The sequence below is a fragment of the Bremerella cremea genome (assembly GCF_039541315.1).
Lineage (GTDB): Bacteria > Planctomycetota > Planctomycetia > Pirellulales > Pirellulaceae > Bremerella > Bremerella cremea.
In genome coordinates, this window is record NZ_BAABFZ010000006.1 from 1 (window position 1) to 949 (window position 949).

1 protein-coding gene is annotated in these 949 nt (G+C 57.9%); it reads left to right on the forward strand.

Annotated features, from left to right (window positions below; genetic code table 11):
* On the forward strand, positions 1-949 hold a 949-nt coding region (locus ABD890_RS23225; RefSeq protein WP_345095093.1), incomplete at both ends, for a tyrosine-type recombinase/integrase.

Sequence of the window (949 nt, forward strand, 5' to 3'; positions counted from 1 at the left end):
ATGGCATCGATTTCAAAAGAGCCCAACGGACGACGACGCATTCTATTCATCGCCCCCGATGGCAAGCGGAAGACCATTCGCCTGGGGAAGATTTCGCAGCGGAATGCGGAGTCGTTCAAGGTTCGTGTCGAACAGTTGGTGACGGCAGCCACGCTTCAAACCGGCATCGGCCGGGAAACGGCGCTGTGGGTTGCTCAATTGGACAACCCGACCCACGAGAAACTGGCACGGGCCGGCCTGGTCGAACCTCGCGAGAATCAAGACCTGACATTGCAGGGGCACATCGATGCTTATCTGAAACGCCGCACCGAAGTAAAGCCACGAACCGTTATCAGTTGGAAACAGGCTCGGGAATCGCTGCTGGCGTACTTCGGCCCCAAGCGAAAACTTTCCACCATTACCGTTGCCGATGCGAAGGACTGGGAACGTTGGCTGGCCACGCCGCCGGCTCGGGGCAACTTGAAGGACGACGAAACGAAGACCGGCCTGGCAATCAACACCATTCGCAAGCGGGTTGCCAATGCCAAGTTGTTCTTTGAAGATGCCGTCGCCCGAGAATTGATTCCTGCGAACCCTTTCAAGCCATTAAGAGGGGCGGTCGGTACGAATCGGGAACGCGACCACTTCGTCACCCTCGAAACCATCGAAAAGGTTCTAGATGCCTGCCCCGATGCCGAGTGGCGTTTGATTGTCGCCTTAAGCCGCTTTGCCGGCCTGCGATGTCCTTCCGAGCATCTGGCCCTGACCATCGACGATGTCGACTGGCGAAACCAACGGCTCCGCATCCCCAGTGCCAAAACCGAACACCACGCCGGCAAGGCCTACCGCGTGATTCCGATCTTCCCTCAGCTGAAGCCCTACCTGGAAGACGTTTGCGAAATGCTGCCGGCAGGGAAGAAGTTTCTTATCAATCGCTACCGCAGCACCAACGCCAACCTGCGGACCCAAC